Raw genomic sequence first — 24,602 nt, 5'->3', positions numbered from 1 at the left:
GTGCCGTAGCATAATGGCGGTGGCCGAAGGGCAGGGAGGACCACCGCAGACATGGCGCAACCGGAAAGCGCGGAACAGCGCAGGCGTTCTCTCAGGCCGCTGAGGCGGGTCTTCCCTTACATCGGCAGCTATCGCGGCCTCGTTCTGGGCGCCATGGTCTCCCTGATTCTGGCCGCCGTGACGACGCTGGCGCTGCCGCTGGCGGTGCGGCGCATGATCGACCACGGCTTTTCCCATTCCGACACGACGCTGGTGTCCAACTATTTCACCATGCTTCTGGCCATGGCGGCGATGCTCGCGCTTGCCTCGGCCGGTCGCTATTATTTCGTCATCACGCTGGGCGAGCGGGTGGTTTCAGATCTGCGCCGCGACGTGTTTTCGCATCTGACGACGCTGTCGCCCTCCTTCTTCGACCGGGTGCAGTCCGGCGAGATCGTCTCGCGGCTGGCCGCCGACACCACGCAGATCAAGTCGGCCGTCGGGGCGACCGCCTCGGTGGCGCTGCGCAACATCATTCTGGGGTTCGGTGCGCTTGCCATGATGGTGGTGACGAGCCCCAAGCTGTCCGGTCTCGTCATCGCCGCCATTCCGCTGGTGATCGTGCCGCTGGTCGCCTTCGGCCGCTCCGTGCGCGGGCGCTCGCGCGCCGCGCAGGACATGCTGGCTGCCGCCAATGCCTATGCCGGCGAGCAGATCGGCGCGGTGCGCACGCTGCAATCCTTCACCAATGAAGGGCTGGTCACGTCCCGCTTCCGCGCGGCGGTGGAGGCCGCCTTCAACGCCGCCCGCGCCTCCATACTGGCGCGCGCCATGCTCACCTTCGTGGCGATCTTCATCATCTTCGCGTCCGTGGTGGCAGTGCTTTGGTTCGGCTCGCGCGATGTGCTGACCGGTGCGATGACGCCCGGCACGCTCGGCCAGTTCCTGCTCTATTCGGTGTTTGCCGCCGGCGCGCTTGGCGCGCTGTCGGAGGTCTGGGGCGAGCTTTCTCAAGCCGCGGGCGCTGCCGAGCGGCTGACCGAGCTTCTGGAGGAAGAGCCGGGGATCAAGGCCCCGGCCCATCCAAAGCCGTTGCCGGTTCCAGCACGCGGTGAAATCGCCTTCGAACATGTTTCCTTCGCCTATCCGGCCAGCCCCAATCGCTCTGCGCTGCACGATCTCAGCTTCGCCGTGCGTCCGGGCGAGACGGTGGCGATCGTCGGCCCTTCGGGTGCCGGCAAGAGCACGGTGTTCTCGCTGATCCAGCGTTTTTATGATGTCGCCGGCGGCGCGATCGCGGTCGACGGGATCGATGTGCGCGACGCGGACCCGCAGGCGCTGCGCGCGCGCATGGCCATCGTGCCGCAGGAGGTGACGATCTTCGCCGCCAGCGTGCGCGACAACATCGCCTTCGGGCGGCCCGATGCCAGCGACGCCGAGATCGAGGCTGCGGCACGGGCGGCGCAGGCGGAGGAATTCATCCTCAGGCTGGAGCAGGGCTATGATACGCAGGTGGGCGAACGCGGCGTGACGCTGTCCGGCGGCCAGCGCCAGCGCATCGCCATCGCGCGGGCCATATTGCGCGATGCGCCGATCCTGCTCCTCGACGAGGCGACCTCGGCGCTCGACGCCGCCAGCGAGACGCTGGTGCAGGAGGCGCTGTCGATGCTGATGCGCGCGCGCACCACGCTGGTCATCGCCCATCGTCTGGCGACAGTGCTGGAAGCCGACCGCATCCTCGTCATGGATGAGGGCCGCATCGTGGAAGAGGGTACGCACCGCAGCCTTGTCATCAAAGGCGGCCTCTATGCCGAGCTTGCCCGTCTCCAGTTCGACGCCGGGGCGGGCATTCTGGAAGGGGCGGCGGAGTAGCGCGGCCGCTTATCCCAGAAGCGTGCGCGCGGTGCGCATGAAAATCCGCGCGCCGATGGCGATCAGCTCGTCGGGAAAATCGTAGTCGGGATTGTGCAGGTTCGGCCGGTCGACGCCGGAGCCGAGATAGAGCATCGCCGATTTCGATGTGTGGCCGAAAATGCCGAAATCCTCGGATGCGCGCATCGGCAGCTCAGCCTCGTCATGGGGCACGTTTTCGGCATCGAGCGCGGCCGCCAGAAGTGCTGCCGCTTCAGGCTCGTTCAGGCTGGCGACGAAGATCTCGTGATAGTCGAAGCTGCATTGCAGCCCTTCGGCCTTTGCCTCCTCGCGCACCATCGTCTCGGCCGCAGCGCACAGGCCTTCCATGCGTGCATCCTGCCTCGTGCGCAGGGTCACGCGGATCTCCGCATGGCCGGGGGCGACGCCGAAGACGGGCTCGCCCATGCGCAGATGGGTGACGGTGGCCATCGAGAAGTCGTCGCTGTCGAAGGAGCCGCCGCCGAGTGCTGCGAGCCGTGGCATCAGCCGGCTTACAGCAAGCATCGGCGAAACGCCGCTTTCCGGCATCGAGGAATGGGCGGTCCTGCCTTCCAGCGTGATGCGCAAGCCGCGCGAGGCGCAGTTGACGACGCCCTCGCGCAGGCGGACGTGCCCAAGCGGAGTGCCGGGCAGATTGTGCAGTGAGAAGGCGAAATCGGGCCGGATCAGCGCATAGCGCGGATCGGCGGTCACGCCGGCCGCGCCGTCGCCGGTTTCCTCGGCGGGCTGGAACATCAGCACCACGCGGCCGCTGGCCGGCCGCTGCCGTCCGAACAGGCGGCCAAGAGCTGCGAGGATCGCCATATGGCCGTCATGACCGCACATATGGCCCTTGCCCTCGATGGTCGAGCGATGCGCAATGTCCGAAATCTCGGCGATGGGCAGGGCGTCCAGTTCGGCGCGGAAGAGAAGTGTGAGGCCGGGGTTGCCGCTGTCATAGACGAGGGCGACGCCATGGCCGCCCAGTCCGGTCAGCATCTCGTCGGCGCCAGTGTCGGCGAGAAAGGCAATCACGCGCCGCGCGGTCTCCTTCTCCTCGTTGGAAATTTCAGGAAAACGGTGCAGCTCGCGGCGGAAGCCGACGAGGTCTTCGATGTCCTGATTGGTAAGGTCCATTAAGGCTCTCCCTGGCCGCCATAGCGCTTTTGCAGATGGGCGATGAAGTGGCGCGCGTCGAGCTTCTCGCCGGTGGCGCGCTGCATCAGGTCCGGCGTCGACCAGCGCGACCCCTGTGACCAGATGCGGGTGCGGCGCCATTCGTTGACGGCCGAGAAATCACCTTTGGCGATGGCCTCATCCGTGTCGGGATGTTCGCGCACAAGTGCCGCCCATTGCTGCGCCGCCATCATCGCGCCCAGCGTATAGGAAGGGAAATAGCCGAAGGCGCCGCCCGGCCAGTGAACGTCCTGCATCGGTCCGTCACCCGGATTGTCGATGGTCGAAAGACCGAGATAATCGCGCATGCGCGCATCCCATGCCTGCGGAATGTCGGCGACGTCGAGTTTGCCGGAAATCAGCTCCTGCTCCAGCTCGTAGCGCAGGATGACATGCAGCGGATAGGTCACCTCGTCGGCATCGACGCGGATCAGCCCGCACCCGACCTGATGGACGTGAGGCAGGATGTCGTCCAGCGACCAGCTTTCGCCGAGGTGGCTGTCCACCACCGGCAGCGCCCAGCGCCAGAAGGCGGGGTTGCGGCCGATCTGCTTTTCCACGAACAGGCTCTGGCTTTCATGGATGGCCATGCCGCGCGCCTTGCCGAGCGGCCAGTGCGACCAGTCCCGCGGCAGGTTCTGCTCGTAGAGCGCATGGCCGGTCTCGTGCAATATGCCCATCAGCGCCGACAGGAACTCGGTGGTGCGGTAGCGCGTGGTGATGCGCACGTCGCTAGGCACGCCGCCGCAGAACGGGTGATGCGAGACCGACAGGCTGCCGCGCGTCAGGTCGAAGCCGACAGCCTCCATCATGGCGAGGCCGAGCGCGCGCTGCTTCTCGATCGCATAGGTGCTGGAGAGCGGTTTCAATGGGCGCTTTGCACGTCGCTGCGCCTGCACATCGAGCGCCTGCGGCACGAAGTCCTTCAGGAACGCCTTGAGGTCGGTGAACACGGGGGTGATGTCGGCGGCGCGGTTGCCGGGATCATATTGCTCCATCAGCGCATCATAGGGGGAAAGGCCCAGCACCTCGGCGCGCATGGCGGCTTCCTCGCGCGCCAGCGCGACCACTCCCTCAAGTGCCGGCTGGAAGCTCGCCCAGTCGGCTTTTGCGCGCAGGTCGCGCCACAATTGCTCGCAGCGCAGGCGCGCCGCCGTCTGGCGTTCGACGAATTCGGCCGGCAGACAGGTGAGGTTGGTGTGGTGGCGCCTGAATTCGCGCAGCGCCGCCGTCTGGTCCTCGTTCAGCGCCTCGGTCTCGGCAGCGGCGATCCAGTCGCCGATTTCGGGTGCGGTCGCCTGTCGGTGATACAGGCCTGAAAGGGTGGCCATGGCCTCGGCGCGCTTTTCGCCGCCGCCCACCGCCATGTGCGTGGCCTCGTCGGCGCCCAGTATGGCCAGCGCATGTTCGAGCGCTTCGAGCCGGCGGCAAAGATCATCGAGCTTCTGAAACGACATTCTGCAGTCCTGATTCTGTAACGAAGGGCAGGGGACAGGAATGCGGCGCGTCTGGCAAGAGGAGCCGGCATGCGGGCCGTTATGGGTGCTTGCGAATCAAATAAGTGTGTGCTTATGTGATGGCATGAACGAGAACGAGATATTCCGCGCGCTGGCCGATCCCACCCGCCGCGCGATCTTCGAGAAGCTGGCGGGCGGCAGCATGAACGCCAGCGCGCTGCGCGAAGGCATGGCGATCAGCCAGCCGGCGATGTCGCAACATCTCGGCGTGCTGCGTGGCGCCCGGCTGGTGCGCGAAGAGAGGCAGGGGCGCTACGTCAATTATGAGGTCGATCCCGAAGGGCTGATGGCGATCGCGCGCTGGATGGCGAAGTACCGCAATTACTGGCCGGCGCGCATCGACAGTCTGCGCGACCTCCTGAAGGATATGGATCAATGAGCGACGCACCGATCGACGAGCAGGACGCCGGCATCGACCAGACTTACGAGCTGGATGCCCCGCCGCAAAAGGTCTGGCGGGCGATCAGCCTGCCGCAGTTCCGCGAGCAATGGATGCCGGGCACGGATCTGGCCGATCCGCAGGCCGAAACCGTCACGCCGGGCGCGGAAGTGCGCTACCGCATGCGCGACTCCGCGCCGCCCTTCCTTGAAAGCACGGTGACGTTCCGCATTGCCGCCAATGCAGACGGCGGCACCAGCCTGCGCGTCATCCACCGGCTTGCCGAAGCGCAGCCGGCCAGTCGGACGCAGGCGGCCAACAGCAACGGAATGCCCGTCATGCGCGCCGCCTGACGTTTTCCAGATCGTCTCCCAACCACTGAAAGACGGAGTTCGCCGATGCGCGAAACGATGCAACTCGTCCCTATGGTCATAGAGCAGTCGAGCCGCGGAGAACGGTCGTTCGACATTTTCTCGCGCCTGCTACGGGAACGGATCATCTTCCTCAATGGCGAGGTCAACGATACGGTTTCGGCTCTGGTCTGCGCGCAGATGCTGTTCCTGGAATCGGAGAACCCGAAGAAGCCGATCCATCTCTACATCAATTCGCCGGGCGGCGTGGTGACCAGTGGCCTCGCCATGTACGACACCATGCGCTACATCCGCGCCCCGGTGCACACGCTGTGCATGGGCACGGCCCGCTCTATGGGTTCGTTCCTGCTGATGGCGGGGGCGCCCGGCCATCGCGCGGCGCTGCCCAATGCCAGCCTGCTCGTCCACCAGCCGTCCGGCGGCTTTCAGGGCCAGGCCTCCGACATCTTCATCCATGCCGAGGAAATCCAGCGGACCAAGCGGCGCATGACGCAGCTTTACGCCGAACATTGCGGACGCCGCTACGCGGAAGTGGAGCAGGCGCTCGACCGCGATCATTTCATGACGGCGGAGGAAGGACTGGAATGGGGCCTGATCGACCATGTCCTGCATGCCCGCGATGGGCGCGCGGATCAGGGAGATGGTGGCTGATCCGGGTGTGATATCCGACAGAGCAACCAACGAGAGGGACAGTTTCCTCACCGCTCTTTCCGGCATACAATCGCTGACATGGAACCCGCCGCTGCAATCGATGCGATCGTCCGGGAGTTGCGGAGCGAGCCGTCGATAAGGGCCTTGTTCCTTGGCGGCAGCTACGGTGCCGGCCTCGAAGACGCCTACAGCGATATCGATTTCGTCATGGTGTCGTCGGACGGCTCTTCGGACGATATCGCCGCCTTGGGGAAGAAGGCGGTGGGTCGCACTGGAAAGATCGTGCTGTGGTGGGACCGGCAGGTCAGGCCATCGCTGATCAACGCGATCACGCGGGACTGGCTGCGAACCGATGTGGTGATTCTGAAACCGGACCAGATGGCCGGCCATGCGAAGGACAGCCTCAAAGTTCTGTTCGATCATGACGGGATATTCGCGACATTGCCCGAATCGTCGCCACCAACAGGCCCTGATCCGAAACGCGCACGCTACCAGTTCGAGGAGTTCATCCGCATTCTCGGCCTGCTGCCGCTTGCGCTCGGGCGGGAGGAATATCTCAACGGCGTGCTGGGCGTGTTCCTGCTGCGCAACCTGCTCGTCGACCTGATGATCGCGGAGACCGGCGCGCCACACAAGGGCGGGGTTCTGCATCTCAACCGGCTGATCACCGGGGAACAGAAGCAGGTGCTGATCTCGTTGCCGCTGCCGGCGCCCGAAAGGCAGGCGCTGATAGACGCGCATCTTCTTTATGCAGCAGCCTATCTGCCACGCGCTCGCAGGCTCGCACGATTGTGGGGCGTGGAATGGCCGGCAGAGTTCGAGGCCGCGACATGGGAGCGTCTTGCCGCAACGCTGGCGATCAGACCGCCCGGCAGCGCTGACTGACCGGCGTCGATCTCATCGCTCGGTCAGCTTCAGTTCTATGCGACGGTTGCGGTCGCGCGCTTCCTGCGTGGCGCCTTCGTCGAGCGGCTGGTATTCTCCGAAGCCTGCGGCGACCAACCGGTTGGCGGGCACGCCGTTGGCGATCAGGAACTTGACCACGGAGATGGCGCGCGAGGCGGAAAGCTCCCAGTTGTCGCGGAAGCGGCCGGTGCCGGAGAGCGGCCGGTCGTCGGTGTGGCCGTCGACGCGCAGCACCCAGTTGATCTCGGGCGGGATCTCCTTCTGCAACTCGATGATGGCATCGGCGAGCTTCTTCATCTCGCCCTGACCGGCCTCGTTGATCTGGTCGGAGCCCAGCGGGAACAGCACTTCCGACTGGAACACGAAGCGGTCGCCGACGATGCGGATATTCTCGCGGTCGGCGAGGATCTCGCGCAGGCGGCCGAAGAAATCGGAACGGTAGCGGTTCAGCTCCTGCACGCGCTGGGCGAGCGCCACGTTCAGCCGCCGGCCGAGATCGGCGATCTTGGTGTTGGATTCGCGGTCGCGCGCTTCCGATGCGTCGAGCGCCTGTTCAAGGGCGGCGATCTGGCGGCGCAGGGCCGAAATCTGCTGGTTGAGCAATTCCACCTGCGACAGCGCGCGCTGGCTGATCTGGCGCTCGCTGTCGAGTTCGCCCTCCAGCTTGTCAGCGCGGGCGGTGGCGGCGCTTCCGGCTCCTGTACCGGCGGCCAGCAATTGCTCAAGCCGGCTCTTTTCGGCCTCCGCCGCGGACAGGGAAGCCTGCAGGTTGGCCAGCGCATCCTGCGCGTCCTGCGTGTTGCCCTTTTCCAGCGCGAGCAACTGGGTCAGCTCGTTGATCTGAGCATTGAGGCGGTTGAGCGCTTCGTCCTTGCCGGAAATCTCGCGGCTCAGCAGGAACTGCGCCAGCACGAACACCGAAAGCAGGAACATGATGGCGAGCAGCAGCGTCGACAGCGCATCGACGAAGCCCGGCCAGTAGTCGATATGGCGATAGCTGCGGCGTCCGCGCCCCAGAGCCACCTCACTTCACTCCCTTCTGGCTGTCGAGGGCGGAGGCGATCTTCTCCAGCGTTTCGCGCATGGCGCGCTGCTCGTCGGACTGGGCTTCCACCCAGTCGCGCATGATCTGCTGTTCGGAGCGCATGTTCTTGACCAGCCCGGCAATGCCGTCGGCCAGATTGGCCATGGCGGCTGCCGTGCGCGGATTGGAGCCGTTGCTTTCCTGCAGGGAGCGAAGCCGCTCCGACAGGGAGCGAAGCTCGTCGGTGGTGCCGGCGCTGCGTCCGTTTTCGGGGCCGGCGAGGTCGGAGGAGAGGTCCGTGACCGAGGACAGCCAGTTTTCCAGCTCGGTGTAGAAGCGGTTCTGCGCGCGGCCAGCCTGAAGGTCAAGGAAGCCCAGAACCAGCGAGCCGGAAAGACCGAACAGCGAAGAGGAAAAGGCTGTGCCCATGCCGGACAGCGGCGCGGAAAGCCCCTGCTTCAGTGCTTCCAGAACCGAGGCCGAGTCGCCGGTGCCGGGATCGAGCGACTGGATGGTGTCGCTGATCGAGCCGATGGTTTCCAGAAGGCCCCAGAAGGTGCCGAGCAGGCCGAGAAACACCAGCAGGCCCACGAGGTAGCGCGAGGTGTCGCGGGTTTCGTCGAGGCGGGTGGCGATCGAATCCAGCATGGTGCGCATGGAGCTGGTGGAAACGGCGATCGCCGATGAGCGGCCAAGCATCGCCTTCATCGGCGCCAGCAGGACGGGGTCGGTGGCTTCCACGCCGGCGCGGAAGGAGTTCACCCACCGAACCTCGCGAAACAGGCGGCCGACCTGCGCGAAAGCGAGCAATATGCCGACGATGAGCACGCCGAGGATCAGGCCGTTCAGACCGGGATTGGTGGAAAAGGCCGAGTGGATCTGGCGGGACAGAATGATGGCGATGAAGCCGACCAGCCCCAGAAAGATGACCATGGTGAGCAGGAACACCTGCGGGCTGGAAAGCTTGTGGGGATCATAGCTCAGCACATCCGAGCCGCCGCCTATGCCGAACGATCTGAGCAGGGCCATCCGTCTTCCATTTCGTTTCTGCGCGCTGGCGGCAACTCTAGAGCATCGGACCGAAAAGTGGAATCCGGTTTTCGGTTATTCCGATGCTCCATCAATAATTTAGATCGTCCTTTGTGCGTCCGGATGGACGCACGGCGATCTAATCGGATTTGCGGCGAAATTGGAAGCCGCACCGTCGAGAAGAGAGGATTATGCGACCGTGCCACACTCTCGCCCATCTCCAAATTATGCTGAAGCAGTCGAATCGGTGATGGCGGGAGGGGCTTTCGAGAGAAAAGACACGGATGCGTGCCGCCACTCATGAAGCCAGTAAATACATACAGAAACAGCCATATCGATGCCCTCAGGGGTGCCGGAATACTTCTTGTCGTCTTCGGACATATGATCGAGCGGCCTTCTTCAGGCTCTGAATTGCTGCAGGCGATCTATGTCGGCATCTACAGTTTTCATATGCCGCTTTTCGTTTTTCTGTCCGGCATGTTTGCCCGTGACAGGCTTGAAGGGCGCGACTATCGCAAGATCGTGTGGACACTGATCCTGCCGCTGGCCGTCTTCCAGCTTGTCTATATCGGTGCCAGCCGGCTGACGGGCTGGTATGAATATTCGCTGCTCACGCCTTACTGGCTGCTGTGGTTCATCGCCAGCATGGTCATCTGGCGTCTTGTGCTGCCCCTGTTCGCCTCGCCTGCGGGGCTGATGGCTACCGTGGTGGTGGCGGTGGCGGCCGGATATGACGATGGCATCGGCTATACGCTGAGCCTCTCCCGCACGCTCTATTTCCTGCCCTTCTTCGTGCTCGGCCATCTTTATGGCGCCCAGCTCGTCGCTGCCGCGCGGCGGCATCCGGCTGCCTTCGCGCTGATGTTTATCGGCTGCGTGGGAGCCGTGCTTTTCTGGTGGAAGCTGGGTCTCAATGCCGGTGCGCTCACCGGCAGCCGCGCCTATGCCAGCGGTGCGGCCGATGCCGATTATCCGGCGATCGCGCGTCTTGGCCTGATGGCGCTGGGCGGTGCTGCGGCTGTGGGTTTCGCGGCGCTCGTGCCGGCGCGGGCAGCGATGCTCGGCTGGCTTGGCGAGCGCTCGCTGGCCATCTATCTGCTCCACGGGCTGGTGGTGATGGCGTTCGTGGCTTCCGGCGCGCCGGCATTCATCCCGCAGGTTCTGCTCCTGCCGGTGCTGGCAACGCTGTCGGTGCTGGTGGCGCTGGCGACCGCGCCGGCAGACGGGCCGATGCGGCGGCTGTTCAGTCCGCCGCAGGCCGCATGGAGCCGGATGGTGTCAGCGTGACGAGACGGGCCTTGAAAGCGTTTTGACCAGCGCGCGGTGGATGGTCTCGTTGCCGGCGACGACATTGCCGCTGTCGAGCATGTCCTGACCGCCATCCGGTTCGGAGGCGAAGCCGCCCGCCTCGCGCACCAGCAAAAGGCCGGCAGCGATGTCCCATGCCGAAAGGCCGGTTTCCCAGTAGCCGTCCATGCGTCCCGCCGCCACATAGGCAAGGTCGAGGGCAGCGGAGCCCATACGGCGCACGCCCGCCACTTCGTTCATGACGTTTCGCAGCTCGACAAGGAAGTTGCCGTGATGGCCGCGGCCGAGATGCGGAATGCCGCAGCCGACCACGGCATCCGAGAGCTTCGTGCGGGCGGCGACGCGCAGCCGGCGGTCGTTCATGAAGGCCCCGCCGCCGCGCTCGGCGGTGTAGAGCTCATCCATGGCCGGGTTGTAGATGACGGCGGCGACCAGCTGGCCCTGACGCTCCAGCGCGATCGAGATGGAGAAGATCGGGATGCCGTGGAGGAAGTTGGTGGTGCCATCGAGCGGATCGACGATCCAGCGGTGCTGGTCGTCGTCACCGGCCACCGCGCCGCGTTCTTCCATCAGGAAGCCGTAGCCGGGGCGGGCCTTGGCAAGCTCGGTGTAGATGATGTCTTCGGCCTTGCGGTCGGCCTGGCTGACATAGTCACCGGGTCCCTTGAGCGAGACCTGCAGGTTCTGCACCTCGCCGAAATCGCGCGAAAGCGAGCGGCCGGCCTTCATGGCAGCCTGAACCATGACGTTTAATATGGCGGAGCGGGCCATGTCTGTGAGGTCTCCGGATCTGTGGAATGGGCGCCGGCAAAGGGGCGTGCGGTTGGCGTTTCCAAGACCACAAATCGCGTTCCGAAGCAAGAGAAAGGCCGTCGCAGCGGGTGCGTCGCCCGCATCAGGGCCGAATGGCGGGCATCAGGGCAGGCGGTTGGCCTTTTGCACCGCTTCCTTCATCTGCTCGTCGGTCAGGCCTTCGAGATAGTCTTCCATCTCGCGGTCGATGAGCCCGGCGCGGCGTGCAACGATGTACCAGCCAGTGGCGAGGATCGGGTCGGGATCGGTGCCGAGGGCGGCGACATAGAGCTTGGCCAGCCGGTTCTGGGCGGCGACATTGCCGCCACGCGCGGCCACCTGCATCCAGCCAAAACCTTCCTTGTAGTCGCGCTCGCCGCCGCGACCGTCGATCAGCCATTGCGCAAGGTCGAGCTGGGCGGTGTCGAAATTCTGACGCGCGGCCTTTTCGAGGAAGCTGCGGGCTTTCGCATCGTCATGCGCCTTGCCGCCCACACCGTTCGCATAGGCCTGCGCCAGCGCATATTGGGCATCGGCAAGGCCGGCTTCCGCGGCACGCTCGTAATAGGTCACCGCGCGGGAGAGATCGCCCGGATTTTCCTTGACCAGAAGCTGGGCGAAATTGAACTGGGCGAGCGCATTGCCGGCCTCGGCCGCCGCCTGCATCAGCGCATGGGCCTGCTTTTCATCCTTCGGAACGAAATCGCCGTCGAGCAGCATCAGCGCATACTGGAACTGCGCCTCCGGGATGCCGCGCTCGGCTGCGGCCGCATACCATTTAGCGGCTTCCTTCGCGTTGAGGGGAACGCCCATTCCGCGTGCCAGCAGTTCCGCCACCAGCGTCTGGGCGGCCGGGTCGCCATTCTGCGCCCGGGGCAGGGCGAGGTTGTAGGCGGTCTGGTAGAGGCCGCGCTGATAGGCGCCATAGGCATCATCGGTCAGCTTGCCGAAGCGGGCCGGATCGAGAGCCGGCAAGACGGCCTTGTCGTCGGCAGGTTGCGGCAGCTGGCGGTCGCCTTTGGCTGTTTCATCCACCTTGCTGGTGGTTTCACGGGTGGAAGCGGCGTCGGCCGGCGTCTCGGCCGCATGCGCGGCGACGTGGCCTGCGCAGAAGATCATCACAGCCAGTGCCACACGCCTTGCCATGGTTCATTCCCCAAAGCGCGGCGCGTTGGCGTCGAGCAATGCGTTGATTTCTGCGACAGCCGCACGCGGATCAGCGCCTTCGGCGAAGATGGCGGCGGACAGCGCCACGAATTCGGCGCCGGTCGCGGCCACTTCCGTCACCGAGGCGATTTCGGAACCGCCCATCACGATGCAGGGAATTTCCACCATCTCCGCCCACCATGCGCCAAGGCCCAGATTGCGCGGATGAGGCACCGGGTCATTGTCATAGCCGAAACGGCCGAAGAACATGTAATCGGGGCCAGCCTCGCCAAGCTCCAGCGCGGCATCGCGCGTCTTGACCCCGCCGGTGCCGACCATCATGCGCTCCTGCAGGCGTTCGATCGTGTCGGCGAGTTCCGCAGGAGCTGCTTCGACATGGACGCCATCCGCTCTGACCCGGTCGGCCACGCGGCTGTCGCCGGCGATGACGGCGGCCGCACCTGCATTCTGGGCGACTGGCACGAGGTCTGCGGCGACGCGCTGAAATGCGGAATCGTCGAGCGTTCCCTGCACGAAGATCACCGACGCCACATCGCCGCCTTCAAGTGCGGCCTGAAGCCGTCCGGTATCGGTGCCGGGCATGGCGATCAGGACAAGACGGCAGCGTTCGGGAGGCGATTGGGTGTTCATGGCGTTTCCGGTTTCGATCTGCCCTATGCAGGGCGAAATTGGTGGCAATGGGGCATAGAGCAAAGCAGCTGTCTTGAACAGGTCGCAGCCTGAGGCAATGCATAGCGAAGACGCTGAAATACAAGCCTGCTATGCCGCTGCGGAAGGGTTTTTCGAGCAGAAATCGGGCCTCGTTAACCGGGCATTAAGCTTTACAGCTGTTTACTATGTGCATCCAGTGATCTGGATTCTTACCGAGTGGTTGGAGCCACTTTGTTTGACGCCTCCCTGTTAACTTCTGAGAGCCGCCTTACCCGCGGCTCTTTTTTTCTTCTCAGGCCAGGGAATGGCCGGTGTGCCGATTTTGGCACGCAGCCTGTTCATATTAACCCTTTATTAAGTATAAGCTTGCCTTGCGAAGCTCTGAAGCGCATTTTCCGGCTCGGAAGTCTTATAGGGTGGCAGTCATGCTGCAGGGGCGAATCGCTTCTGCAGGTGACCAGGGTGCATCATGAATCGATCTTCACAGGAAAGCGGGAACACGATCAGGCTGGCCGAGCGCCGCATTTTCTCGCAATCCTTCCAGCCGCTCTACAATGAAGGCATGGGGCTGGTTGAACAGGCCGCCGAATATCTGGATTCGCGCGGGCGCACCGAGGCGAAGAAGCTGACTCGGCTGGCCGCGACCCTTTATGCGGCCGAATCGATGCGGCTGACGACGCGCCTCATGCAGATCGCCTCCTGGCTGCTGCTTCAGCGCGCCGCCAATTCGGGTGAGATGACGCGCGATCAGGTGGCCGCCGAAAAGGCCAAGGTGCGTCTCGATACCGTCTCGGCGCATGAGGATGCGGAAGGCTGGAGCGAGCTGCCGGTCGAATTCGTCGATCTGGTGCGCCGTTCGCTGCGCCTGCAATCGCTGGTGCGGCGCATGGACGAGGAAGTCTATGGCGATGCGCTGCCGCAGGGGCTGGAACGCGGCAGCCCGGTGTTCGACCAGATCTCGCTGCTCAACACGGCCTTCGCGCGCGGCTGACGCGCTTTTCGTTTCTGGTTTGTTCACATTTCGCTGGCAAGTCTGCCGCCGGTGAATAGAGTGGACAATCATGGCGGAAACGATTCGGATCATCGGCATCGACCCGGGGCTGCGGCGCACCGGCTGGGGCATTGTCGAAAGCCTCGGCAATTCGTTGCGCTTCGTCGCCTCCGGTTCCGTGTGCTCGGACGACAAGGCGACGCTCGCGTCGCGTCTGTGCCAGCTTCATGACGGACTGTCGAAGGTGCTGCATGAGGCCATGCCGCATGAGGCGGCGGTGGAGCAGACCTTCGTCAACAAGGACGCGACGGCGACGCTGAAGCTCGGACAGGCGCGCGGCATTGCCATGCTGGTGCCGGCGCTGGCCGGCCTGCCGGTGGCCGAATATGCGCCCAATGCGGTCAAGAAGGCGGTGATCGGCGTCGGCCATGGCGACAAGAAGCAGATCCACATGATGGTCAAGGTGCTGATGCCCAAGGCGGTGTTCGACACTCATGATGCGGCCGATGCGCTCGCCATTGCCATCTGCCATGCCCATCACCGGCAAAGCGTGGCATACAGGCTGAAGCAGATTGCATAGCAGGGACGGGCGGGGATCATGATCGGCAAGCTGAAGGGCACGCTGGACGAGATCGGCGAGGATCATTGCGTCGTCGATGTGCATGGCGTCGGCTATGTCGCCTTCTGCTCGGCGCGCACGCTGGCCTCTATGTCCGGACCGGGCGAGGCGGTCGTGCTGTTCATCGAAACGGTGGTGCGCGAGGACATGATCCGCCTGTTCGGGTTCAGCTCGGCGCTGGAGCGCGACTGGTTCCGGCTTCTCTCCACGCATGTGCCCGGCGTCGGCGCCAAGGTGGCGATGTCGGTCCTGTCGACGCTCAGCCCTTCGGATCTGGCCAATGCCATCGCACTGCGCGACATCGCCATGGTCAGCCGCGCCCCCGGCGTCGGCAAGAAGGTGGCGGAACGTATCGTCACCGAACTGAAGAACAAGGCGCCGGCCTTTGCCGGAGAGGCCACCGGCACCATCGGACTCAAGCAGGAACTGGGCGAGGGCGTGGCGCCTGCGCCGATTGCCGACGCCGTTTCGGCGCTGGTCAATCTCGGCTACGGGCGCGACATTGCCGCCAATGCGGTGGCCGCCGCGCTGAAATCCGCCGGCGAAGACGCCGATTCGGCAAAGCTCATCCGTCTTGGCCTGAAGGAACTGGCGCGGTGATCGCTGACTTGTTCCCGACATCGCGTCATGGCAGGACGGCACCATGAGTTCCGATGATCGCCTGATCTCCTCCGAAAAGCGGGGCGAGGATGCCGAGCAGACGCTGCGGCCGCAAACGCTCGACGATTTCGTCGGGCAGGCGGCGGCGCGCGCCAACCTGAAAGTGTTCATCGAGGCGGCGCGGGGGCGTGGCGACGCGCTCGACCATGTGCTGTTCGTCGGCCCGCCGGGGCTGGGCAAGACCACGCTCGCCCAGATCATGGCGCGCGAGATGGGCGTCAATTTCCGCTCCACCTCCGGCCCGGTGATCGCCAAGGCCGGCGATCTGGCGGCGCTGCTCACCAATCTCGAAGACCGAGACGTGCTGTTCATCGACGAGATCCATCGCCTCAGCCCGGCGGTGGAGGAAATCCTCTATCCGGCGATGGAGGATTTCCAGCTCGACCTGATCATCGGCGAGGGACCGGCGGCGCGCTCGGTCAAGATCGACCTCGCCCGGTTCACGCTGGTGGCGGCGACGACGCGGCTCGGCCTGCTCACCAATCCGCTGCGCGACCGTTTCGGCATTCCGGTGCGGCTCAATTTCTACACGGTCGACGAACTTGAGCTGATCGTGCGGCGTGGCGCGCGCCTGCTCAACCTGCCGATGAGCGACGATGGCGCTGTCGAGATCGCGCGCCGGGCGCGGGGCACCCCGCGTATCGCCGGGCGGCTTCTGCGACGGGTGCGCGATTTCGCGACCGTGGCCGGCGCGGAAACGGTCAACCGCAAGATTGCCGACGAGGCCCTGCTGCGGCTGGAGGTCGACAGCCTCGGTCTCGATGCGCTCGACCGCCGCTACCTCACCATGATCGCCGGCAATTTCGGCGGCGGCCCGGTCGGCATCGAAACCATCGCGGCAGCCCTTTCGGAGCCGCGCGACGCCATCGAGGACATTATCGAGCCCTATCTGATCCAGCAGGGCTTCATCCAGCGCACGCCGCGCGGGCGCGTGCTGACGGCCAATGCCTGGCGGCATCTGGGGCTGGAAGCGCCGCGCGACATTGCCCAGCAGCAGATCGGCCTGTTCGAAGACGAATGACAACCGCCCCGCGCAGGATGGTGACGCTGGACCACGGCGCCCGGCGGTTCAACTTCAGGGTTGCGGGCGTTGCGCTCCGCGACGGGCATCTGCTTGTCCACCGCGCCGAGGCGGACGATTTCTGGGTCCTGCCGGGCGGCCGGGTGGAGATCGGCGAGACGACGGCGGCCGCGCTGGCGCGCGAAATGCGCGAGGAGCTTGGGGTCGAGCCGGCCATCGGCGCGGTGTTGTGGACAGTGGAGAATTTCTTCGGGCTGTCAGGCAAGGAATGTCATGAACTTGCCTTTTATTACGCCATGGATCTGCCGGAGGCGTTTCCCTTCTCCTGCGCGGAGATCGTGCACCGTGTCGAAGATGGCGGCACAATGCTGGAATTTCGCTGGGTGGAACTGAGCCGGACTGTTCTGGCAGGCCTGCCGCTGCTGCCTGTCTTCCTGCAGGAAAGGCTCTGCGAGCCATTTTCTGCGACGCAGCATCTGGTGTGGTACGGATGAACCGACAGAAAGGTAGGGCAATGACCAGCCAAAGACCGTCACTTGCGGCACAGGAAGCAGCCCTGTCCGGAGAACTCACGGAATTCGGCCACCGGCTGCTGGCGCGCGTCTACTATGCCGATACCGATTTCTCCGGCGTGGTCTATCATGCGCGTTATCTGGAGTTTTTCGAGCGTGGGCGTTCGGACTTCCTGCGTCTGGTCGGCGTTCATCATACGGCGCTTGCTGCCGGGCTTGCCGCCGGTGAAAGCGGGGAAAAGATAGTCTGGATCGTGCGCCGCATGGAGATCGATTTCCGCGCGCCCGCCCGCATCGACGACATGCTGACGGTGGAGACCCGCACGGTGGACGTGTCGGGCGCGCGCATCACCATGGCCCAGCAGCTCCGGCGGGGCGAGGAACTGCTGGTGGAGGCGCGGGTGGAGGCGGCCATCATCGGCGAGAACGGCCGTCCGCGGAGGTTTCCAAAGGACTGGATCGCTGCTTTCATGCCGAAATCCTGAAAATTCCGCGGCCGGAGGGCAGGAGTGTTCCGCCGGCACCACAGAAAATATCGGCTGATCTGCGCGGCGCATCTTGCGGCTGAGAACAACATTCCGAAAACCGGCCGCCATTTCAGGCAAGATCGTGCCGGAAACCCGGCATGAGAAAAAGAGATCCTGTCGTGCCGGAAACGGCGTTGTTCTAACGCATCCTTAACCATAACGGTTCATGAAGGTTTCGATGAAAATCGAAGGAATCGGCGCGCCTTCCTTTTACCAACATTTGCCGCGACAAGGCCGCAAACGGCGCTGATCGCAGGCATTTGCGGCGGGGTTCGGCGCGCTGGACCATGAAGGGTTAAAGCGTCGTGGGCCGGCGGACGCCCAGCGCCCGTGAAGTTTTAAGGAACGTTTGGATGGAAAATATCGCTCTTGCCGAACCGGCGGCGAATCTGTCGATCTGGGCCCTGTTCATGCAGGCCAACTGGGTGGTCAAGCTGGTCATGATCGGCCTGCTCGGCGCATCGGTGTGGACATGGGCGATCATCTTCGAAAAGATCGTCTCCTATGGCCGCATGCGCTCGGCGCTCAATCGTTTCGAGCAGATATTCTGGTCCGGCCAGTCGCTGGAAGAACTCTATCGCACTCTGTCGGACCGCAAGACCAGCGGCATGGGCTCGATCTTCGTCGCCGCCATGCGCGAATGGAAGAAGAGCTTCGAGAAGGGCGCCAAGTCGCCGCACGGCCTGCAGATGCGCATCGACAAGGCCATGGACCTTGCCCTGACCCGTGAGATGGAACGGCTTGAGGGCAATCTCGGCTTCCTCGCCACCATCGGTTCCGCCGCGCCCTTCATCGGCCTGTTCGGGACGGTCATCGGCATCATGACCTCGTTCCAGGCAATCGCCGGCTCCAAATCGACCAGCCTTGCCGTTGTCGCGCCGGGTATCGCGGAAGCGCTGCTGGCAACCGCCATCGGCCTGATGGCGGCCATTCCCGCCGTCATTGCCTACAACAAGCTTTCATCGGACGCGGGCAAGCTTGCCGGGCGCATGGAAGGCTTCGCCGACGAGTTCTCCGCCATACTCTCGCGCCAAATCGATGAGAAGGTCGCCCGGTCCTGACCGGTGAGATCTGATCGCGCAACAGGGCAGTCTGAGGTTTTTTTAAATGGGAATGTCAGTAGGTACGGGCGGCGGGGCCAGAGGTGGACGCGGAAGGCGCGGGCGCCGCAACACGCTGATGTCGGAAATCAACGTCACGCCCTTCGTGGACGTGATGCTGGTGCTGCTGATCATCTTCATGGTCGCAGCCCCCCTGCTCACCGTGGGCGTGCCGATCGACCTGCCGGAAACGCAGGCCAGGCCGATGAATTCCGACACCCAGCCGATCACCGTTTCGGTGAACGACAAGGGGCAGGTCTATCTGCAGGAAACCGAGATCGCGGTCGACGAGGTGGTGCCGCGGCTCGAAGCCATCGCCAAGACGGGCTATGAGGAACGCATCTATGTGCGCGGCGACAAGACCGCCGACTATGGCACGGTGATGCAGGTCATGGCGCGCATTTCGGCCGCCGGATACAAGAATCTCGGCCTCGTCACGCTTCAGGAACAGGATCGGTAATCTTGAAGGCGAGCCTCACCACATCGTTGGCTCTGCATGCGGCGATGCTGGCTTTCGGGCTGGTGTCGTTGTCGGCGCCTGCCGCCTTCGAAGTGAGCGAAGTGGAATCGCTGCCCGTCGACATCGTGCCGCTGGAGGAGCTGACGCAGATCCAGCAGGGCGACAAAAAGGCGCCGATGAACGAGAAGCCGGCGCCGATGCCCACCAAGCGGCCGGATATCGTCGCCGATGCCCGCGAGGTCGGCGAGAACATGGTCGATACCGACAAGCCTGTCACGCCCGACCCCAAGCCGACCCCGGTCGACAATGCCTCCGCACCCCCACCTGCTCCGACGCCGAACGAGAAGCCGGTTCCGGCCGAGCCGCCCAAGCCTGTGGAGCAGCCGAAGCCCGAGCCCGTCAAGCCGCCCAAACCTGTCGAGCAGCCTAAGCCGGATCCCAAGCCCGAGCCGGTGAAGGAGCCGGAGCCCGCGCCAAAGCCGGCGGAGCCGAAGCCCGCCGAGGCCAAGCCGGAGCCGGTTACGCCCGATGCCGTTGCCGAAGCGATCGCGGCGGAAGACAAGCCGACGGAACAGTCCGCGCTGCCCGACAGGGCACCCGCTCCGCAGGCGCGGCCGAAGCCAGCCGAGACGCAGACGGCGAAAGCTTCGGAGAGCAAGCCGTCCGAGAAGCCGACGAAGGACAGCTCGGCAGCACAGAAGTCCGACGAAAAGGACTTCAACGCCGATGAGATCGCCGCGCTGCTCGACAAGCGCAAGCCTTCGGGCGGGGGCGCCAAGCGCTCGACGGAGCAGGCTTCGCTGGGCGGCAGGAAGACAACCAGCGGCAATCGCCTGTCACAGAACGAGATGGATGCCCTGCGCCAGAAGCTCGGCGGCTGCTGGAGCATTCCGGCCGGTGTCGATGATGCGGGCATGCTGAAGGTTTCGGTGCGATTCCGGCTCGACCGCTCCGGCGTTCTGGAAGGCCGTCCGGAAATAATTGCCGGGGGCGCTGCCTCCGGGCCCGGCCGCACGGCGGCCGAATCCGCGGTGCGCGCGGTCCAGAAATGCGCGCCCTTCAACCTGCCTGCCGACAAATATGACAGCTGGTCGGAAGTGGTGGTCAATTTCGACCCGAGCGACATGTTCTGATCGCCGGACTGGAACAAATGAGGCTGAAAGCATGAAGACACTGCTCAAGACGCTCATGATGGTCGCTGCCCTTGCCGGTGCGGCCACAGGGCTTGCCATCGGCCCCGCCAGCGCGCTGGTGGAGATTGACGTCAACAAGGGAACGATCGAACCGCTGCCCGTCGCCATCACCGATTTCGCGGGTGGCGCACTCGGCGCGGAGATTTCCTCCATCGTTCAGGCCGACCTGAAGCGCTCGGGCCTGTTCGCGCCGATCGACAAGGCCGCCTTCATCGAGAAGATCGCCAATCCCGACCAGACGCCGCGCTTCGACGACTGGAAGGTGATCAATGCGCAGGCGCTGGTCACGGGCCGCGTCAGCAAGGAAGGCGATGGCCGCATCCGCGCCGAATACCGGCTGTGGGACACCTTTGCCGGACAGCAGCTTTCAGGCGAACAGTTCTTCGCCAACGGCGCCAATACCCGCCGCGTCGCCCATATCATCGCCGACGCGATCTATGAGCGGCTGACAGGCGAGAAGGGCTATTTCGACACCCGTGTCGTGTTCATCGATGAATCGGGCGCCAAGAATGCGCGCAAGAAGCGGCTGGCGATCATGGATCAGGACGGCGCCAATGCCCGCTTCCTCTCCGATGGACGCTCCATCGTGATGACGCCGCGTTTCTCGCCGAACCGGCAGGAAATCACCTACATGTCCTATGAGAGCGGACAGCCGCGCGTCTATCTGCTGCAGCTTGAGACCGGGCAGCGCGAACTCGTCGGCAATTTCCCCGGCATGACCTTCGCGCCGCGCTTCTCGCCGGACGGTCAGCGGGTGATCATGAGCCTGATGCGCGACGATGGTAACTCCAACATCTATTCCATGGATCTGAGGAGCAGGAACACCACGCGCCTCACCAATTCCAACGCCATCGATACCTCGCCCTCCTATTCGCCGGACGGCTCGAAGATCGTCTTCACCTCCGACCGGGGTGGTCGCCCTCACATCTATGTGATGGGAGCCGACGGTTCGGGCCAGACGCGCATCTCTTTCGGTGAGGGTACCTATTCCACGCCGGTGTGGTCGCCGCGCGGAGATCTGGTGGCCTTCACCAAGCAGTCGGGCGGCCAGTTCCAGATCGGCGTGATGCGCACGGACGGTTCGGGTGAACGCATCCTGACCTCCGGCTTCCTCCAGGAAGGCCCGACATGGGCCCCCAACGGGCGGGTGATCATGTATCTGAAGGAAACGCCGGGTGCCGGCGGACCGAAGCTCTATTCGGTCGATCTGACCGGGCGTAACGAGCAGCAGATACCAACCCCGAATTTCGGGTCCGATCCGGCCTGGTCGCCGTTGCTCGACTGAAGCTGATGAAGGATGGAGCGTGGCAATTGCGCTCCATTCGCGGCTTTTTCGGCCGGATACGGGCTTAAAATAGCCTGCGGCAGGGAGGCGGACAAGATTTCGCCTCTTTGTCGTCATCTGGCTGCATGCCAGTGAGAGGGATGCGCATTCAGGGGGCTCGCCGGATGCGTGAACCGAATTTTAACCGTGTTTTTTGAGTGCCGGTTAACCGAGATGTGGTTACTGGCAGATCAACGAAGTCACTCGAATGCGAAGGAGAGGCGGTATGCGCCGTATCGCAAAACTAGCAGCAAACCCCGTGATGGTCGCGCTCGTAGCCTCGTTGGCGCTTGCCGGCTGCGCATCCAAGAAGACCCCCAACAACGCAGCTGATCTCGGCCTCGGCGGCAGCGCGGCGACGCCCGGCTCGGCGCAGGACTTCACCGTGAACGTCGGCGACCGCATCTTCTTCGATCTGGACTCCTCGTCCATCCGTGCTGATGCCCAGCAGACGCTGGCCCGTCAGGCTCAGTGGCTCAACCGTTATCGCCAGTATTCGATCGTTGTCGAAGGCCATGCCGACGAACGCGGCACCCGCGAGTACAACCTTGCGCTCGGCGCCCGCCGCGCTGCCGCGACCCGCGACTATCTCTCGTCGCAGGGCGTTGCCGCCAACCGCATCAAGACCATTTCCTACGGCAAGGAACGTCCGGTCGCCGTCTGCGACGACATCTCCTGCTGGTCGCAGAACCGCCGCGCCGTCACCACGCTGGGTGGCGCCGGCTCCTGATAGGGAAGCACGGGCTTTCAAAGTGCCAAAAAGGCGGCTCCCGGAGCCGCCTTTTTCATTGAAATAAGCTTCAAACAAAATTTGGCCGAAGTCTCGCGCCCTGCTAGAAACGGTGCTGTTCCTGCCCTCGAAGGGAGAGCAGGACGCGAAACCGGGTTTCACTGTAATGGCGAGAGGCTCATGCATCTAAGATCAATCCTGAGCGGCACGCTGGCTGTGCTGCTTCTGACCGGCGCGGCCGCCATGGCGAGCGAAGCCGGACCTGCGGCTGCCGAGCGCGGCGGCTTTTCCTTCAAGCTGCCGGGCGTGGAACTGCCCGACCTGTTCGGCGCCAAAAAGGATGAAGGCACCGTGCAGCTGGCCCAGAGCGGCGGCATGACGGCGCTGGAAGAGCAGATCCGCTCTCTCAACGGCAAGGTCGAGGAACTCAACTTCCAGATCCTGCAAATGCAGGAGCAGATCCGCAAGCAGCAGGAGGACAATGAGTTTCGCCTCCAGCAGCTGGAAGAAGGGTCACAGGGCGGGCAGAAAAAATCGGATGCGGGCGGTTCAGGCAGTTCCATTGCCGCTGCCCCTGGCGCGACAAATTCCGACCCCGCAACCTCCGGCCCAACAACCTCCGGCGATGTCGCCGGAGGGTCCACTGTGGAAGACATCATCGTCGATTCCGGCGATGGTGAGCCCGGCAAGGTCATTCCCGGCACGCCTCCCGGCAATTTCGGCACCATCACCGTCGACAAGGACGGCAATGTCATCGACGCCGGCGCCGGCACGCGCTCGGTAACAGTCACCGATCCCGGTGCTTCGGCGACACCGCCGGCCGATAGCGGGAATACGGTGGTTGCAGCCCTGCCGCGCACCGATAACCCGCAGGAGCTCTACCGGAACTCCTATCAGTTCGTGCTTTCAGGTGATTACAGCACTGCCGAGGCTGGCTTCCGCGAGCATATCGATCGTTTTCCCAAGGATGCGAACGCTGCCGACGCGCATTACTGGCTGGGCGAATCCCTGCTTGGACAGCAGAAATACCGTGATGCCGCCGAAGTCTTCCTTGCCGCCAGCAAGAGCTATCCCAAGGCAAAAAAAGCCCCCGACATGCTGCTCAAGCTCGGCGTTTCGCTGGTGGGTCTCAAGCAGCGCGATGTGGCCTGCGCCACGTTCGGCGAGATCGGCAAGCGCTACCCCAACGCATCGGGTGCTCTGAAGGAACGCGTAAAACAGGAACGGGCGCTCGCGTCGTGCTGACGCTGGAAGCAGAACCGGACCACGAAGCCCGCCTTTTTTTTGATCTCGATCTGTCACGCGGTGCGGTCGTGGCAATTTCGGGCGGCAGCGATTCCACCGCACTTCTCTTTCTTCTCAACGATTTCTGCCGCAGGCACCGGCCGCACGCAAAGCTCGTCGCGGTAACGGTCGACCATGCCCTGCGCCCCGCCTCACATGACGAGGCGCTGAAGGTCGGCGCTCTGTGTGCTTCGCTCGGCATCGAACATCGAATTCGCGTGTGGGAGGGCCAGAAGCCCAAGGCGGGCCTTCTCGCCGCCGCGCGTGACGCCCGCTACCGCCTGCTGGCCGGGGTTGCCCGTGACGAAGGCATCCCGATGGTGCTGACAGGCCACACGGCCAACGATCAGGCCGAGACCGTGACCATGCGACAGGAGCGCCGCGACGTCGTTGACGCAACGGAGCGCGGCCTTGCCGGTATGGCCTCTTTCACCCTGTTTGACGGGGATGTCTGGATCGTGCGGCCTTTGCTTGGCATGCGCCGCGAGGCTCTGCGCGCCATGTTGCGGACAAGAGGTGCCGGCTGGATGGACGATCCCACCAATGAGGACCACAGCTATGAGCGGCCCCGCGTGCGTGCTGCCCTCGACGAGCCCGGCATCGCTGCAGCCCTGAAGGTGGCAGAGGCGGCGGGCAGGAACCGAGGCGATCTCGACGCGCGCGCGGCCAGTCTGATCCGCCGCCATGCCTCCCGCCTCGCGCCGGGGCTGTTCCGGCTAAATCCGGTTTTCGCCGAAGAAGAAGATCGCGGTGCCGCTATCCATGCGTTGCGTCTGTTGCTGTCGACCATCGGCGGTCTTCCCATGCTGCCGGACGAGGCGGCTGTGACCTCTTTGCTGGAGACGCTGGGGAAGGACGGCAAGCATCGTGCGACGCTGGCGCGGGTTCTGGTCGATGCGAGACGGACCGGCATTTTCCTCCTGCGCGAGGCGCGCGGCCTGCCGGCGCCCATGCGCGCAGTGGACGGAATGCTCTGGGATGGACGCTTCAGGGTTAGCATGCGGAAAACGGCCGCTGCTCCGGTCATTCGCACGGGTGCGGTCTTTCGCAGGGGGGAACCCGTCGCCGGAACTCTGCCCGACCCATGTCCGCTCCCCGATGTGCCGGAGAGCCTCGTGCGTGCGGCCCTCGCCGCTGAGCCTGAGGTGGATTGCACCGGAGAAAATGTCGCACTCATCCCGGTGATTGCGCCTTTCGCCCGTTTTTTGCCGGGTTTCGATGTTCAGTCGGCTGGGATTCTGACAGAACTTGCAATGGCATCGCCGCTTCCTCCGCTGCCTTTGCCGAACGCATCGGTTTAGAAAGCCGGGCAGGGACGATGCGCCGCCTTAACCGATT

Annotated in this window: 26 protein-coding genes; 19 read left to right on the top strand and 7 right to left on the bottom strand. The window is 64.3% G+C overall.

Features of this window, described 5'->3' with window-relative positions; all coding sequences use genetic code 11:
• Positions 1-51: 51 nt before the first annotated feature.
• Entirely contained in the window at positions 52-1,851 is a 1,800-nt protein-coding gene (locus AC5XE7_RS06805; RefSeq protein ID WP_495365379.1) for an ABC transporter transmembrane domain-containing protein, read from the top strand.
• Between the two features lie 9 nt (positions 1,852-1,860).
• On the opposite strand, the gene AC5XE7_RS06800 is transcribed toward AC5XE7_RS06805, so the two are convergent.
• Together AC5XE7_RS06800 and AC5XE7_RS06795 are read right to left on the bottom strand one after the other, a co-directional pair.
• Positions 1,861-3,009 (bottom strand): amidohydrolase, encoded by a 1,149-nt coding sequence (locus AC5XE7_RS06800; protein WP_495365378.1) that lies wholly within the window; start codon positions 3,007-3,009, stop codon positions 1,861-1,863.
• Positions 3,009-4,505: a carboxypeptidase M32 gene (locus AC5XE7_RS06795; RefSeq protein WP_495365377.1), complete on the bottom strand. Its 1,497-nt coding sequence runs from the start codon at positions 4,503-4,505 to the stop codon at positions 3,009-3,011. The genes AC5XE7_RS06800 and AC5XE7_RS06795 overlap by 1 nt, the downstream gene beginning before the upstream one ends.
• A gap of 106 nt (positions 4,506-4,611) precedes the next feature.
• On the opposite strand from AC5XE7_RS06795, the gene AC5XE7_RS06790 reads away from it, so the two are divergent.
• From AC5XE7_RS06790 to AC5XE7_RS06775, 4 genes are all read left to right on the top strand, one after another.
• Complete coding sequence (locus AC5XE7_RS06790) at positions 4,612-4,944, top strand: ArsR/SmtB family transcription factor (RefSeq protein ID WP_495365533.1); 333 nt, start codon at positions 4,612-4,614, stop codon at positions 4,942-4,944.
• Positions 4,941-5,297 (top strand): SRPBCC family protein, encoded by a 357-nt coding sequence (locus AC5XE7_RS06785; protein ID WP_495365376.1) that lies wholly within the window; start codon positions 4,941-4,943, stop codon positions 5,295-5,297. The genes AC5XE7_RS06790 and AC5XE7_RS06785 overlap by 4 nt, the downstream gene beginning before the upstream one ends.
• Positions 5,298-5,342: 45 nt before the next feature.
• Positions 5,343-5,966 (top strand): ATP-dependent Clp protease proteolytic subunit, encoded by a 624-nt coding sequence (locus AC5XE7_RS06780; RefSeq protein WP_495365375.1) that lies wholly within the window; start codon positions 5,343-5,345, stop codon positions 5,964-5,966.
• A 78-nt stretch (positions 5,967-6,044) separates the two neighbouring features.
• A complete protein-coding gene (locus AC5XE7_RS06775) occupies positions 6,045-6,851 on the top strand; it encodes a nucleotidyltransferase domain-containing protein (RefSeq protein ID WP_495365374.1) in 807 nt (268 codons plus the stop codon).
• A 12-nt stretch (positions 6,852-6,863) separates the two neighbouring features.
• On the opposite strand, the gene AC5XE7_RS06770 is transcribed toward AC5XE7_RS06775, so the two are convergent.
• Together AC5XE7_RS06770 and AC5XE7_RS06765 are read right to left on the bottom strand one after the other, a co-directional pair.
• Positions 6,864-7,895, bottom strand: coding sequence for a peptidoglycan -binding protein (locus tag AC5XE7_RS06770; RefSeq protein ID WP_287942959.1), 1,032 nt, complete (start codon positions 7,893-7,895; stop codon positions 6,864-6,866).
• Between the two features lies 1 nt (position 7,896).
• Positions 7,897-8,925: a MotA/TolQ/ExbB proton channel family protein gene (locus AC5XE7_RS06765; RefSeq protein ID WP_495365373.1), complete on the bottom strand. Its 1,029-nt coding sequence runs from the start codon at positions 8,923-8,925 to the stop codon at positions 7,897-7,899.
• A gap of 300 nt (positions 8,926-9,225) precedes the next feature.
• Between AC5XE7_RS06765 and AC5XE7_RS06760 the strand changes: the two genes are divergently transcribed.
• Positions 9,226-10,212 carry an acyltransferase family protein gene (locus AC5XE7_RS06760; RefSeq protein WP_495365372.1) on the top strand — a complete coding sequence of 329 codons (987 nt, stop codon included), beginning with the start codon at positions 9,226-9,228 and terminating at the stop codon, positions 10,210-10,212.
• Here AC5XE7_RS06760 and AC5XE7_RS06755 read toward each other — a convergent pair.
• From AC5XE7_RS06755 to AC5XE7_RS06745, 3 genes are all read right to left on the bottom strand, one after another.
• The gene (locus tag AC5XE7_RS06755; protein WP_183825321.1) at positions 10,204-11,004 is read right to left on the bottom strand and encodes an inositol monophosphatase family protein; all 801 of its coding nucleotides are present in this window, start codon (positions 11,002-11,004) and stop codon (positions 10,204-10,206) included. The two genes, AC5XE7_RS06760 and AC5XE7_RS06755, sit on opposite strands and share 9 nt — an antisense overlap.
• 144 nt (positions 11,005-11,148) lie before the next feature.
• Complete coding sequence (locus AC5XE7_RS06750) at positions 11,149-12,171, bottom strand: tetratricopeptide repeat protein (protein ID WP_495365371.1); 1,023 nt, start codon at positions 12,169-12,171, stop codon at positions 11,149-11,151.
• Between the two features lie 3 nt (positions 12,172-12,174).
• Positions 12,175-12,822 (bottom strand): thiamine phosphate synthase, encoded by a 648-nt coding sequence (locus AC5XE7_RS06745; protein ID WP_495365370.1) that lies wholly within the window; start codon positions 12,820-12,822, stop codon positions 12,175-12,177.
• 490 nt (positions 12,823-13,312) lie between these two features.
• Here AC5XE7_RS06745 and rcdA point away from each other — a divergent pair, with 490 nt between their 5' ends.
• The 13 genes from rcdA to tilS all read left to right on the top strand — a co-directional run bounded on the left by rcdA (position 13,313) and on the right by tilS (position 24,565).
• Positions 13,313-13,834: a protease adaptor protein RcdA gene (rcdA, locus tag AC5XE7_RS06740; RefSeq protein WP_183825315.1), complete on the top strand. Its 522-nt coding sequence runs from the start codon at positions 13,313-13,315 to the stop codon at positions 13,832-13,834.
• Positions 13,835-13,904: 70 nt separating this feature from the next.
• A complete protein-coding gene (gene ruvC / locus AC5XE7_RS06735; protein ID WP_239799909.1) occupies positions 13,905-14,414 on the top strand; it encodes a crossover junction endodeoxyribonuclease RuvC in 510 nt (169 codons plus the stop codon).
• An 18-nt stretch (positions 14,415-14,432) separates the two neighbouring features.
• Positions 14,433-15,053 carry a Holliday junction branch migration protein RuvA gene (gene ruvA / locus AC5XE7_RS06730; protein ID WP_495365369.1) on the top strand — a complete coding sequence of 207 codons (621 nt, stop codon included), beginning with the start codon at positions 14,433-14,435 and terminating at the stop codon, positions 15,051-15,053.
• A 43-nt stretch (positions 15,054-15,096) separates the two neighbouring features.
• On the top strand, positions 15,097-16,134 hold the full coding sequence (ruvB, locus tag AC5XE7_RS06725) for a Holliday junction branch migration DNA helicase RuvB (protein ID WP_495365368.1): 1,038 nt from the start codon (positions 15,097-15,099) through the stop codon (positions 16,132-16,134).
• Positions 16,131-16,628, top strand: a complete 498-nt coding sequence (locus AC5XE7_RS06720) for an NUDIX hydrolase (RefSeq protein ID WP_495365367.1) — start codon at positions 16,131-16,133, stop codon at positions 16,626-16,628. Before ruvB ends, AC5XE7_RS06720 begins: the two co-directional genes overlap by 4 nt.
• A gap of 20 nt (positions 16,629-16,648) precedes the next feature.
• Positions 16,649-17,131 carry a tol-pal system-associated acyl-CoA thioesterase gene (gene ybgC / locus AC5XE7_RS06715; protein ID WP_280198702.1) on the top strand — a complete coding sequence of 161 codons (483 nt, stop codon included), beginning with the start codon at positions 16,649-16,651 and terminating at the stop codon, positions 17,129-17,131.
• A 395-nt stretch (positions 17,132-17,526) separates the two neighbouring features.
• Entirely contained in the window at positions 17,527-18,234 is a 708-nt protein-coding gene (tolQ, locus tag AC5XE7_RS06710; RefSeq protein WP_183825297.1) for a protein TolQ, read from the top strand.
• Positions 18,235-18,280: 46 nt separating this feature from the next.
• Positions 18,281-18,733: a protein TolR gene (gene tolR / locus AC5XE7_RS06705; protein WP_183825294.1), complete on the top strand. Its 453-nt coding sequence runs from the start codon at positions 18,281-18,283 to the stop codon at positions 18,731-18,733.
• A 2-nt stretch (positions 18,734-18,735) separates the two neighbouring features.
• A complete protein-coding gene (gene tolA / locus AC5XE7_RS06700; protein WP_495365366.1) occupies positions 18,736-19,866 on the top strand; it encodes a cell envelope integrity protein TolA in 1,131 nt (376 codons plus the stop codon).
• A gap of 31 nt (positions 19,867-19,897) precedes the next feature.
• Positions 19,898-21,211 carry a Tol-Pal system beta propeller repeat protein TolB gene (gene tolB / locus AC5XE7_RS06695; RefSeq protein ID WP_183825288.1) on the top strand — a complete coding sequence of 438 codons (1,314 nt, stop codon included), beginning with the start codon at positions 19,898-19,900 and terminating at the stop codon, positions 21,209-21,211.
• Between the two features lie 265 nt (positions 21,212-21,476).
• On the top strand, positions 21,477-21,980 hold the full coding sequence (gene pal / locus AC5XE7_RS06690) for a peptidoglycan-associated lipoprotein Pal (protein WP_183825286.1): 504 nt from the start codon (positions 21,477-21,479) through the stop codon (positions 21,978-21,980).
• A 180-nt stretch (positions 21,981-22,160) separates the two neighbouring features.
• Complete coding sequence (gene ybgF, locus AC5XE7_RS06685; RefSeq protein ID WP_495365365.1) at positions 22,161-23,225, top strand: tol-pal system protein YbgF; 1,065 nt, start codon at positions 22,161-22,163, stop codon at positions 23,223-23,225.
• Entirely contained in the window at positions 23,219-24,565 is a 1,347-nt protein-coding gene (gene tilS, locus AC5XE7_RS06680) for a tRNA lysidine(34) synthetase TilS (RefSeq protein WP_495365364.1), read from the top strand. Before ybgF ends, tilS begins: the two co-directional genes overlap by 7 nt.
• Positions 24,566-24,602 lie beyond the last annotated feature (37 nt).

This window comes from Aquamicrobium sp. YD-1-mutant5 (assembly GCF_059509755.1).
This window is presented reverse-complemented; position numbering and strand designations above follow the sequence as displayed.

Bases quoted from the DNA above. Each gene is read 5' to 3' on its own strand.
- AC5XE7_RS06805 (WP_495365379.1), top strand. From the start codon at position 52: ATGGCGCAACCGGAAAGCGCGGAACAGCGCAGGCGTTCTCTCAGGCCG.
- AC5XE7_RS06800 (WP_495365378.1), bottom strand. From the start codon at position 3,009: ATGGACCTTACCAATCAGGACATCGAAGACCTCGTCGGCTTCCGCCGC.
- AC5XE7_RS06795 (WP_495365377.1), bottom strand. From the start codon at position 4,505: ATGTCGTTTCAGAAGCTCGATGATCTTTGCCGCCGGCTCGAAGCGCTC.
- AC5XE7_RS06785 (WP_495365376.1), top strand. From the start codon at position 4,941: ATGAGCGACGCACCGATCGACGAGCAGGACGCCGGCATCGACCAGACT.
- AC5XE7_RS06780 (WP_495365375.1), top strand. From the start codon at position 5,343: ATGCGCGAAACGATGCAACTCGTCCCTATGGTCATAGAGCAGTCGAGC.
- AC5XE7_RS06775 (WP_495365374.1), top strand. From the start codon at position 6,045: ATGGAACCCGCCGCTGCAATCGATGCGATCGTCCGGGAGTTGCGGAGC.
- AC5XE7_RS06765 (WP_495365373.1), bottom strand. From the start codon at position 8,925: ATGGCCCTGCTCAGATCGTTCGGCATAGGCGGCGGCTCGGATGTGCTG.
- AC5XE7_RS06760 (WP_495365372.1), top strand. From the start codon at position 9,226: ATGAAGCCAGTAAATACATACAGAAACAGCCATATCGATGCCCTCAGG.
- AC5XE7_RS06755 (WP_183825321.1), bottom strand. From the start codon at position 11,004: ATGGCCCGCTCCGCCATATTAAACGTCATGGTTCAGGCTGCCATGAAG.
- AC5XE7_RS06750 (WP_495365371.1), bottom strand. From the start codon at position 12,171: ATGGCAAGGCGTGTGGCACTGGCTGTGATGATCTTCTGCGCAGGCCAC.
- AC5XE7_RS06745 (WP_495365370.1), bottom strand. From the start codon at position 12,822: ATGAACACCCAATCGCCTCCCGAACGCTGCCGTCTTGTCCTGATCGCC.
- rcdA (WP_183825315.1), top strand. From the start codon at position 13,313: ATGAATCGATCTTCACAGGAAAGCGGGAACACGATCAGGCTGGCCGAG.
- ruvC (WP_239799909.1), top strand. From the start codon at position 13,905: ATGGCGGAAACGATTCGGATCATCGGCATCGACCCGGGGCTGCGGCGC.
- ruvA (WP_495365369.1), top strand. From the start codon at position 14,433: ATGATCGGCAAGCTGAAGGGCACGCTGGACGAGATCGGCGAGGATCAT.
- ruvB (WP_495365368.1), top strand. From the start codon at position 15,097: ATGAGTTCCGATGATCGCCTGATCTCCTCCGAAAAGCGGGGCGAGGAT.
- AC5XE7_RS06720 (WP_495365367.1), top strand. From the start codon at position 16,131: ATGACAACCGCCCCGCGCAGGATGGTGACGCTGGACCACGGCGCCCGG.
- ybgC (WP_280198702.1), top strand. From the start codon at position 16,649: ATGACCAGCCAAAGACCGTCACTTGCGGCACAGGAAGCAGCCCTGTCC.
- tolQ (WP_183825297.1), top strand. From the start codon at position 17,527: ATGGAAAATATCGCTCTTGCCGAACCGGCGGCGAATCTGTCGATCTGG.
- tolR (WP_183825294.1), top strand. From the start codon at position 18,281: ATGGGAATGTCAGTAGGTACGGGCGGCGGGGCCAGAGGTGGACGCGGA.
- tolB (WP_183825288.1), top strand. From the start codon at position 19,898: ATGAAGACACTGCTCAAGACGCTCATGATGGTCGCTGCCCTTGCCGGT.
- pal (WP_183825286.1), top strand. From the start codon at position 21,477: ATGCGCCGTATCGCAAAACTAGCAGCAAACCCCGTGATGGTCGCGCTC.
- ybgF (WP_495365365.1), top strand. From the start codon at position 22,161: ATGCATCTAAGATCAATCCTGAGCGGCACGCTGGCTGTGCTGCTTCTG.